The 10,102-nt window shown below is 59.6% G+C and carries 11 protein-coding genes; 2 read left to right on the forward strand and 9 right to left on the reverse strand.

Translation table 11 applies throughout. The annotated features are described in order from the left end of the window. Positions 1-295: helix-turn-helix domain-containing protein (locus BSG20_RS34005; RefSeq protein WP_143147607.1), on the reverse strand; the 295-nt coding region annotated here is incomplete at its 3' end. Between the two features lie 101 nt (positions 296-396). Here BSG20_RS34005 and BSG20_RS36890 point away from each other — a divergent pair. Next, positions 397-573, forward strand: coding sequence for a hypothetical protein (locus BSG20_RS36890; protein WP_167371659.1), 177 nt, complete (start codon positions 397-399; stop codon positions 571-573). Positions 574-628: 55 nt separating this feature from the next. On the opposite strand, the gene BSG20_RS34010 is transcribed toward BSG20_RS36890, so the two are convergent. Genes BSG20_RS34010 through metG form a run of 3 tightly spaced genes read right to left on the reverse strand, consistent with a single transcriptional unit; the run spans position 629 to position 3,804 of the window. Beyond that, complete coding sequence (locus tag BSG20_RS34010) at positions 629-1,459, reverse strand: MBL fold metallo-hydrolase (protein WP_072382173.1); 831 nt, start codon at positions 1,457-1,459, stop codon at positions 629-631. 4 nt (positions 1,460-1,463) lie between these two features. Beyond that, positions 1,464-2,246, reverse strand: a complete 783-nt coding sequence (locus BSG20_RS34015) for a TatD family hydrolase (protein WP_072382171.1) — start codon at positions 2,244-2,246, stop codon at positions 1,464-1,466. 7 nt (positions 2,247-2,253) lie between these two features. Next, complete coding sequence (metG, locus tag BSG20_RS34020) at positions 2,254-3,804, reverse strand: methionine--tRNA ligase (RefSeq protein WP_072382177.1); 1,551 nt, start codon at positions 3,802-3,804, stop codon at positions 2,254-2,256. Between the two features lie 237 nt (positions 3,805-4,041). Between metG and BSG20_RS34025 the strand changes: the two genes are divergently transcribed. Then, positions 4,042-4,842 (forward strand): sulfite exporter TauE/SafE family protein, encoded by an 801-nt coding sequence (locus BSG20_RS34025; protein ID WP_072382169.1) that lies wholly within the window; start codon positions 4,042-4,044, stop codon positions 4,840-4,842. On the opposite strand, the gene BSG20_RS34030 is transcribed toward BSG20_RS34025, so the two are convergent. The 5 genes from BSG20_RS34030 to BSG20_RS34050 all read right to left on the reverse strand — a co-directional run. Beyond that, entirely contained in the window at positions 4,843-5,868 is a 1,026-nt protein-coding gene (locus BSG20_RS34030) for a DNA polymerase III subunit delta' (RefSeq protein WP_072382167.1), read from the reverse strand. After that, the gene (gene tmk / locus BSG20_RS34035; protein WP_024318886.1) at positions 5,861-6,544 is read right to left on the reverse strand and encodes a dTMP kinase; all 684 of its coding nucleotides are present in this window, start codon (positions 6,542-6,544) and stop codon (positions 5,861-5,863) included. The genes BSG20_RS34030 and tmk overlap by 8 nt, the downstream gene beginning before the upstream one ends. A gap of 115 nt (positions 6,545-6,659) precedes the next feature. Further along, a complete protein-coding gene (locus BSG20_RS34040; protein ID WP_072382175.1) occupies positions 6,660-7,856 on the reverse strand; it encodes a D-alanyl-D-alanine carboxypeptidase family protein in 1,197 nt (398 codons plus the stop codon). Between the two features lie 69 nt (positions 7,857-7,925). Then, positions 7,926-9,026 carry a septal ring lytic transglycosylase RlpA family protein gene (locus tag BSG20_RS34045; RefSeq protein ID WP_072382166.1) on the reverse strand — a complete coding sequence of 367 codons (1,101 nt, stop codon included), beginning with the start codon at positions 9,024-9,026 and terminating at the stop codon, positions 7,926-7,928. A 783-nt stretch (positions 9,027-9,809) separates the two neighbouring features. Then, positions 9,810-10,102 (reverse strand): transposase (locus BSG20_RS34050; RefSeq protein WP_177309924.1); only part of this gene is annotated, 293 nt, incomplete at its 5' end.

Consider the following 10,102-nt stretch of genomic DNA (forward strand, 5'->3'; position numbering starts at 1 on the left):
GCGACCAGCCGTGTATGATGCGATCGATGACCGACTGACGCAGATGCGAGAACCGGGCGAGTTTGCGCAGCTTGGCGCGACGCTCGCACGCAATCTCGTGAGCCGTCACGCAGAAGTAGCCGCTCAGCTCGGGATACTGCTTATCCTCGAACGCATTGCGTCTGATCTCGCGGAAAATCGTCGAACGGTGCCGTCCGAGTTTCTCGGCGATGACGTCAACGCTGATACCAGCCATTCGCCATCGAGCGATCTTCCGGCGTTCCTCTATATCGATCTGGGAGTACGTGCGCTTCATGGGCCATTCCTTGCAAGGGATAAACTGTTGTTATCTATTGCAAGTCGCACTTCATCCTTGAACCCACCCCGGCTACATCCATAAATCGGATAAGATAGATTATGGAACTTCTGGCAGTTCTGTGTTTGTTGCGTTTGCTGAAGATGGCCTGTTTGTTATGGGATCATCGTTTGAAGGCCATTCTGGCGTTGCGTTTGTGTGGCCCGGACGGTACCGCGGATTTCGCCTTCCATTCGAAGGCGCTGTCCTCGAGCATCTGGTTCGAGATGTCACCATGATCGCGGTCGTATGATGGACGCTGCCACGCCAGTTGATGTGAAATCCCGCAGGGCGTCAGGCGCTTGCGAGTTCCGCCAGTTCGACATCGAAGCTCATCTGGTCGTAAGCCGGAACGACATGATCCGGCGTTTCGGCCATAACCGTGTCGTAGTCGAGCGGCGTATGCATATGGGTCAGGATCGCCCGCTTCGGCCTCAGGCGATCGATCCAGTCGAGCGACTGCTCGAGTGATAGGTGGCTCGGGTGATAACGGTATTGCAAGGCATCGATGATGAGAACGTCGAGTTCCTGAAGCTTTTCGACAGTTTCAGGTGGAAAGTCACTGATATCACTGCAATAAGCGACATCGCCAACACGAATGCCGAGCGAGTGAATGTCACCGTGCTGCTGCAGGTGCGGCCAAATGGAGATGGTTCCACCCGCGCCGCTGATCCGCAGCGGCACGTCGAGGCTTTCGATAACGTTCGCTTCGACGATCGGCGGATAGTTACTGCCGGGCGGCGTTTCGATGCAATAGCCGAAACCCTGTCGAATGCGGTCCATGGTATCCGGCGTCGCGTGGATCGGAACCCGCTGCTGCGCGCCGTAGAAATAGCCGCGTAGATCGTCGAGGCCATGAATGTGGTCAGCATGCGCATGCGTATAGAGGACGGCGTCGATATGAGTGACGCGCGCGGCGATCATCTGCTCGCGAAAGTCCGGCCCTGTGTCGACGACGACGGTCGTGACGCCACCATTGTCGTCAAATTGCTGTACCATGAACGCCGCGCGGGTACGCCGGTTTTTCGGATTGGTTGGATCGCAGGCCCCCCAATCGCCGGTGATGCGCGGAACGCCGGGCGACGACGAACAGCCGAGAATGGTGAAACGCCGTCTGTAACCCACGCTGTCAGATCCTCGGCATCTTTGAGAAAATGCGGAATGCGTTTTCCGTCGTGATCCGCGCCATCTCGGCATAGCTGAGGCCGAGCGTCTCGGCCAGAACCTCGGCCGTGTTCACGACATAGGACGGCTCATTGCGCTTGCCGCGCCAGCGCTTCGGCGCGAGGTAGGGCGCATCCGTCTCGACAAGCAGGCGATCGTGCGGGATCGTCCTGGCAACGTCGCGAAGCTCCTCCGACTTCGGGAAGGTCAGGATGCCGGAAAAGGAGACGTAGCCGCCGAGTTCAACGCCGACCCTTGCGAGTTCGGCGCCCGACGAGAAGCAATGAAGGATGAAGGGGAACACCCCCCTGCCCGTTTCCTCGGTCAGGATCGCCGCCATGTCTTCGTCGGCGCTGCGGCTATGGATGACCAGCGGCAGCTGCGTCTCGCGCGATGCGTCGATGTGGCGCCGCAATCCGGTCTTCTGGTCTTCCGGTTTCTGCGTGTCGTAGAAATAGTCGAGACCGGCTTCACCGATCGCCACGATCTTCTCATGGGCGTTGGCGAACCGCACGAGATCGTCCGCCTGGATATCGAGCTCGTCGCCGGCGTTGTTCGGATGGGTGCCTACGGAGCAGAAGACCGACGGATATTTCTCAGTGATGGCGAGCAGCCCGTCGAGCTTTCGCACCCGTGTCGAAATCGTCACCATCTGCTTGACGCCAGCATCGTGAGCGCGCTTGACGATCTCGTCGCGCTCCTCCTCGAAGTCGGCGAAATCAAGATGGCAATGCGTATCGATCAGCATGACGTCCTCACGCTTCCGGCGCGATGTAACGCGGGAAGACCGGCTTCGGTGCTTCGAGCGGCGTGCCGGCGACAAGGCGACCTGCTTCGCCGAGTGCCCCGAAGTCGCGCCTGTCCGCAGGCGCCGCGACGAGGTCCAGAAGCTTGCCGGCAGATCCCGGCATAAAGGGCTGCAGCAGGATCGCGATCTGGCGAACGACCTCCGCGGTCACGTAGAGCACGGTGCCCATGCGGGCCGGATCTGTTTTCTTCAGCGCCCAGGGTTCCTGACCTGCGAAATAGCGATCGGTCTCCGAAACGACTGCTATGATCGAGGCCAGCGCGCGATGGATGAGCTGCTTGCCCATATCGTCGCGGGTCGAAGCGAGCAGCGCGTCGGCCTGCGCCAGCATGGTCTTATCTTCATCCGTCAGCGGACCGCATTCCGGGATCTTGCCGTCGCAATTCTTGACGATCATCGACAGCGAACGGCTGGCGAGGTTTCCGATGCCGTTGGCGAGGTCGGAATTGATGCGGGTGCCGATCGCCTCTTCGCTGTAGCTGCCGTCCTGGCCGAAGGAAACTTCGCGCAGGAAGAAGTAGCGCACCTGATCGAGGCCGAAATGATTCACGAGATTGACCGGATCGACGACGTTGCCGAGCGACTTCGACATCTTCTCGCCCTTATTGAGCAAGAAACCGTGCGCGAAGACGCGCTTCGGCAGCGGCAGCTTCGCCGACATCAGAAAGGCCGGCCAGTAGACCGCGTGGAAGCGGATGATGTCCTTGCCGATAATGTGAACGTCCGCCGGCCAGTACTTCGCCCGGGGGCCATTCTTGTCTTCAATGTATCCGGTCGCGGTGATGTAGTTGGTCAGGGCGTCGACCCAGACATACATGACATGTGACGGATCGTCCGGTACCTTGATGCCCCAATCGAAGGTCGTGCGCGAGATCGAGAGATCCTTGAGCCCTGACTTGACGAAAGAGATGACCTCGTTGCGGCGCTCGGCCGGTCCGATGAAATCCGGGTTGGCTTCATAGTGCGCCAGCAGCTTGTCCTGATACTCCGAAAGCTTGAAGAAGTAGCTTGCCTCTTCCACCCACTCCACAGGCGTGCCTTGCGGTCCGTAGCGTACGCCATCGGCGCGCAGTTCGGTTTCGTTTTCCTGATAGTAAGCCTCGTCGCGAACCGCGTACCAGCCTGCATAAGAATCCTTGTAGATGTCGCCGTTCTCGGCCATCAGGTTCCAGATGTCACGCGAAGTCTCGTGATGACGCTCCTGCGTCGTGCGAATGAAATCGTCATTCGACGCATTAAGAAGTTTTGCCATCGACTCGAATTCGCCGGAGTTGCGATCGGCAAGCTCCTGCGCCGAGATGCCTTCGGCGCGCGCCGTCTGCTGCATCTTCTGGCCATGCTCGTCGGTGCCGGTCAGAAAAAAGACATCCTTGCCGTCGAGGCGCTGGTAGCGCGCCATGGCATCCGTCGCGATCAGCTCGTAGGCATGGCCGATATGCGGCTTGCCGTTCGGGTAGGAAATCGCGGTAGTGATGTAGAAGGGTGTCTTGTCTGTCATGGCGGCCATTCTTGTCCGGCTTACTCTATAAAATTTGTCAGCCGCTCTTAGCGCATGTCATGGCGAAGCGAAACACCAAGTTTCGAAAGCATCGGCGATTTGCCGATCGCGGGCGTCCTGCACTTGACTCGATTTTAGGCGCATTCTACCCAAAGAAAACTCAAAGACGGGGCATCAGTAACGTGACATCTCCAGCACTCCGCAGCATCATTCACGCGCAGGCTCGAGGTTGACCGTTTGACAGCCCTTTCCAGTTTCGACCCCCTCTATTCGCTCTCGGGGCTTTTCGTCGGCGCTCTTGTCGGCATCACAGGCGTCGGCGGCGGATCACTAATGACGCCCTTGCTGGTGCTTGTCTTCGGCATTCATCCAGCCACAGCCGTCGGAACTGATCTGCTCTACGCCGCCGTCACCAAGACGGCCGGAACGGCAGTGCACGGCATGCACGGCAGGGTGAATTGGCATGTGGTCGGCTGTCTTGCTGCCGGCAGCGTTCCGGCCGCCCTGCTGATGCTCTGGCTGATGGCAGGTGTCGACCGCAAGAGTGTCGACGTCGCCCACACGATCACAACAGCCCTTGGCTGGCTGCTTGTCATGACCGCATTCATGCTGGTCTTTCGCAAGCAGGTCCTGGCACTTGCGCTTCGCTCCATTGGGGAGCGCTCATCGCCCAAGCCGATCACGATCGCCATTTGGACGACCGTGCTTGGCCTGGTGCTCGGGATCCTCGTGACCCTGACATCGGTGGGAGCAGGAGCGCTTGGCGTGACGGTGCTGCTCGTGCTTTACCCGCGCCTTGATGTTCGCGAGATCGTCGGCTCCGACATCGTCCACGCAGTGCCGCTGACGCTGATCGGTGGCATGGGCTACTGGATGATCGGCGAGATCGACTGGGGAATGCTCTTTGCCCTTCTGGTGGGCTCGATCCCCGGGATCATCGCCGGCAGCCTGATCGCACCGAAGCTCCATGAACGGACCATCCGCATTGTACTCGCGCTGACGCTTGCCGTTGTCGCATGGAAGCTGCTCGTAACCTGATCAAGGACCGGGCTGCTTGATGTCTCCGAGGATGCTGAGGATCGTCTGCTTGCGATCCAGATTGTAGGCGTCCGAAACGCTTAGTCGTTCGCCTATGTCGGAATGCAGGCGGGCGAGCCGCTCGGCTGCAGCAACCTGGCCCGCAATCGCAGCGGCCCGTGCCTTGCGCATCAGATCTTCGGCGACATGGCTGGTGAAGAAATCAAAGATCGTATCGCTATCCTTGCCGGAAAGCGCATCCGCCAGCCGATGCATCGCCCTGCGGGCAGACGCTCCTTGCGCTTGCAGAACCTCGTTGTAAGCCTCGATGATCTCACCGCCGCCATAGTTCACCAGCTTCAGCGCTTCGCCCACGCTGCCGTTCGCAGCCGCAAACAGGTCGGGATCGCCGGCCTCGATGCCGAGATGCGCGAGCGCCGCGCCGAGGGCGCCGTCTTCAAGCGGCGCAAGCTTCAGTGGCAGGCAGCGCGAGCGAATTGTCGGCAGCAGCTTGCCGGGCGCATGCGAAATGAGCAGGAACAGGGCGCGCTTCGGCGGTTCTTCAAGGATTTTCAGAATCGCATTCGCGGCATTGCGGTTCATGTCATCGGCCGGGTCGATAATGACGATGCGCCAATTGCCGGTGCCCGACGTTTGCGAGAAGAAGCGCCCTGCCCGCCTCACCTCATCGACCGTGATGGCAGATTTGACCTTCCCCGTCTTCTCATCAACGGGCCGCGCCAGGTGAAGCAGGTTATGCGATGCGCCCGAGGCGATCTGGCGGCTCACCGGCGAGGCCGGATCGGGATCCGCCAGCAGCTCCGGCGCACTAGCCGGATTGGGATGGGTCAAGACATGGTTTGCAAAGCGGAATGCCAGCGTTGCCTTGCCGATACCCGGTGGCCCCTCGAGCAGGATTGCGTGGTGGCCTTTGCCCGAGCGGTATGACTGCGCGAGGAATGCCTCGGCGTCTTCATGACCAAATAGCTTCATGTTCTCGGCTGGCCAAATGGCGCCGTCGAGTAATCCCGGCCGTTCATCACTCATGAGCTGCTTCCGCCACCTTGGCCGCAGCAGGATGCGACAGACGTTGCCAGATGATCTCGACAATCTCCGCGGCGATGGCTTCCTCGGTCTGCATCGCATCGATCACGCGGCAACGGTTGGGCTCCCGGGCAGCGATATCGAGAAAGGCTTCCCGGCGCTTCTCGTGGGTTTCCAGCTCTTCCTTCTCGAAGCGATCGGGGCTCACATCGCCAGCCGCACCGCGCCTGCGGGCACGCTCCAGACCTGCCCGTGCCGGCAGATCGAGGATCAGCGTGCAATCCGGGACGATGCCGTTGACGGCGGCGCGCTGCAGCGCCTCGATGAATTCCGATTCGAGATTTCCGGTCACACCCTGATAGACGCGGGAAGAATCCATGAAACGATCGCAAAGAACGACCTTGCCACTCATGAGAGCCGGCCGAATGACTTCCTCTACGTGATCATTGCGTGCTGCTGCAAAAAGGATTGCCTCCATGCGTGTTCCGAAGGCTTCGGCAGCACCCGACAAAAGTACATGACGCACGGCTTCCGCACCTGGCGACCCGCCCGGTTCTCGCGTCAGCAGCACCTCGTAGCCGCGACCACGAAGAGCCTCGGCAAGGCGACGGATTTGCGTCGACTTTCCCGCACCCTCCCCGCCTTCAAACGTTACGAACAATCCAGTACCGGATGGCAATGACTACTTCCTGCATTACGGCGCTCGCCTGCACCACTGCTGTACATCTACCGGAAGGCGGCGAAAAGCGAAACCGCCCGGCGACAACTCTCACCCTGAACGGCGAACATGGCGATCACGTGGGTTCGGGCTTATCCCACAGCCAGGAGAACAGCAACGTTTCGCCGAGCTCCATCAGAGCATCGACGGCGCGGCTGCTCAAAGAGCCGACCGCGACGGTCTCCTTCGTATAAAGCGGCACTTCACGCAACAGGCGGCCAGCCGCAAAGATGCGCAGCGTCCCTATTTCATGACCTGCCTCCACAGGGGCCATCAACGGCCAACGATAGACGATGCGCGCCGATAACCGCTCTGGATTGTTGATCGGGATATAGACGCTCACCGGTGTTTTCGCCACGAGATCGACACTGCGCGACGTCCCACCGTAGACGCTGGCCTGGCCAATCACCTCAGCGTCCGCGAAAATCTGACGGCTCTCGAACGCGGTGAGCCCCCATTCGAGCACGCGTTTGGCCTCTTCGGTGCGCTCCTTGTCGGAGGCAATGCCGCCCAGTGCCATAATGAGCCGCCTGCCGTCGCGTTCGGCTGAAGCGACGATGGAATACCCTTCTCCCTCGGCAAAGCCGATCGCCAGGCCATCAACCCCCATGCCAAAACCGAGCAACGGGTTACGGTTGCGCTGGAAGATCCTGTTCCATTCGAAATCGGGCTGCGCGAAATAGGGATAGAGGTTCGGGTAGGACTTTCGCAGTTCCGCGGCCAGCGTCACCATGTCAAGCGCAGTCGTCTTGCTCTTGCCGTCAGGCAGCCCGGTCGAATTCCCGAAGATAGACCGCTCCATGCCGAGCGTTTTGGCGCGCCGCGTCATGGCCGCCGCAAAGGCGGGCTCACCACCGCTCATTCCTTCGGCGAGAATGATGCAGCTGTCATTGGCGCCCTGAATGGCGACGCCCTTGATGAGATCCTCGACGCGGACATTCGACTTGAGCGCAGCAAACATTGTCGCCGTGCGCGACGGCGCGCCGCCCGTTCGCCAAGCGTATTCGGAAACGGGATATTGCGTATCGAGTGTGATCTGGTTCCTTGAGAGCGCATCGAAGACGAGATCCACCGTCATCAGCTTCGCGAGCGACGCTGGCGAGAAGGTCTGATTCTCGTTCTTGGCAAGAAGCACGGTGCCGGTGGACGCCTCGATCATGTAGGCTTGCGCTGCCTTGGTAGCAAATGACGCGTTGGTATCACTTGTCGCGGCAACGGCACCCGTTGCAAAAGGCAGAAGACAAACACAGAGGCGAACTAAACGCTTCAACACCGAAAACCCCACAGCTCGGGCGACCTTGACGATGCTAACGGCGGACCGAGAGCGACGCAATGGCCGCCGTTACTCGCCGTGCACGGCGGCCGCCTTCTGCCGCTTGAACGATGCCAGGATGGAGTCCTGCGTGAGCCCGTCGTTGCGAACCATCACTGCATCGAAAGCGAGTTCGACGGTAACGGTCTTGGCACCCTCTTCCTGATACCCCATTGCGAGCGAACGCTGCCCTCCATAGGGACGTTCATATGGCAAAGGACCAAATTCCGGCAGAACGACCATCTGCCCGGCCGTCGGCTCCGCCAGCGGTGCGACGCCGCCAAAGGATGGAGAGCGCATCGGTGTCGGAACGGGCGCGGCATTGTAGCTGGCGCTCGGGGTCGAGCCGGCATAGGACGTCGCCGAGACCGGCACCGGGACACTCTCCGGTTCAGGCGTGAAGCCCCCGAAGCTCTGGAGTTGGTCTGCGGTTATGCGCTTGCTGTTGGAGGCAACCATGACGCCGGTGGCGATCTGCCCGCCGCCCGGGTTGATGCCCGGGATGCGGCTGCCCTTCGGCACATAGGAGGCCATCAGGTAGGGCATGTCGTGACCATCCATACGGGCACGGCCGACATATTGGACGCGGACTTTTCCGGTACCACTATGCTGCAGGTCAAGCATATCCGCCGTCTTGTTGGACAGGTCGATGATGCGCCCTTCGTGATAGGGGCCACGATCGTTGACACGAACGATAATTGACGAACCATTTTCCGTATTCGTCACACGTGCGTAGCTCGGCAGAGGAAACGTCGGATGCGCGGCGGAAAGGTGCATCTGGTCATAAACTTCGCCGTTTGCCGTCAGGCGACCATGAAAGGCCGAGCCGTACCATGAAGCAATTCCGACCTTGCTGTACGAAAAATCTTCCTTGGGGTAATACCACTTACCCTTCACCACATATGGGTTTCCAACGATATAACGGCCGCCGCCCTTCGGGATATTGTTGCCGGTGGCGACGCGCGGACTGGCCCTAACGCCGTATTCCTTCTCCGAGAAATATTCCTTGCCGTGAGTGCGTTTTGTCGGAGTCGGCGCCGTGCCACAAGCCGTCACCGTTGCGCAGACGAGCGACAGCCCAACCCATCGCATTCCCGTTGCGAATGACCCCGCCCCGTAGTCTCTTTTCATATGTCCCACGCCGCTCAAGACCGTTATGGTTAAGAAATCTGCCCCCGATCTGGGCCAGACACCCCTAGTCCCACCAACCTAACGAGACTTTAATCATGCGGCTTTCATGGCGAATTTGCGAAGCATTTCGCCGAGATAGGGACAATTCTAATTAATATGGTTAATAAGTCACTAATTTAACACTCTAAAGAACACCCTCGCGCGCACCCGGCAGGCAGGTCGGCAAGGGAGCTTCCTTTCCGTCGTAATCCGCTGAGCCGATAGAACCCGGCTGCGCCAGAACGGCTTTAAACGCTGCATGGCCGGAGTTAACCGCGATAGCGAGACAGCAGCAGAGGCGCCGGCTCCGAAAACCGCGTCAAATCAACTACATGGAAGAGTGTCCGGGTGGTTTAAGGAACCGGTCTTGAAATTCGGTTCACGGCATCTTCCATCATCCCTCCCCGTAGCTGAAAGCACCTGAATATAGCGGCGTGACTGCGGCTATCCATCGCATCGGGGCTACTCCGGAAACTGCTATTCCAACTACGACAGGGCTCCTGATGGGAGCCGTAGCGGCAACCGAAGTGCCATCTCCGTCCCGGAGGGTATTGACGTAGAACCGCTGTAAGATTTCCAAGGCTGGGAGGGAGACGCCGATCTGGCGCATCAGGTACGAAGCCACAGGCGCGATGAGGGAGAAATGGCAATGGAGCCGACATGGCCCGGAGGTGAAAGAGCGGCTGATGCCTCACCAGGGATCCGAGCCCAGGTTATGTGCGTCAAGTTCAGCAAATTGAGCGGTCATGCGGCTTGGCGCATAGCGAGCTTTTTGTGCTCCCGTAGATCGTCCATGTTGATGTAACGGTTGGCCTCCATCCAATTTTCGTGGGTTTCAACTGCGAGCGCTCTGACGAGGCGCAAGCAGCTCTGTGCATTTGGAAAGATCCGCACCACGTAGGTCCTGCGTCTGATTTCCTCGTTAAGGCGTTCGAGCATGTTGGTCGATTTCAAGTGCTTGTGATGCTGGCGTGGCAATCGGAAGAAGGTCAGTGTCTGTTCGATCGTCTCCTCGACCCAGCTGGTCAAGCGCGGAT

Source organism: Rhizobium tibeticum (assembly GCF_900110205.1).
Classification (GTDB): domain Bacteria; phylum Pseudomonadota; class Alphaproteobacteria; order Rhizobiales; family Rhizobiaceae; genus Rhizobium; species Rhizobium tibeticum.

Coding starts and splice junctions, on each gene's coding strand:
- BSG20_RS36890 (WP_167371659.1), top strand. CDS start 397: ATGGAACTTCTGGCAGTTCTGTGTTTGTTGCGTTTGCTGAAGATGGCC.
- BSG20_RS34015 (WP_072382171.1), bottom strand. CDS start 2,246: ATGCTGATCGATACGCATTGCCATCTTGATTTCGCCGACTTCGAGGAG.
- metG (WP_072382177.1), bottom strand. CDS start 3,804: ATGACAGACAAGACACCCTTCTACATCACTACCGCGATTTCCTACCCG.
- BSG20_RS34030 (WP_072382167.1), bottom strand. CDS start 5,868: ATGAGTGATGAACGGCCGGGATTACTCGACGGCGCCATTTGGCCAGCC.
- BSG20_RS34045 (WP_072382166.1), bottom strand. CDS start 9,026: ATGAAAAGAGACTACGGGGCGGGGTCATTCGCAACGGGAATGCGATGG.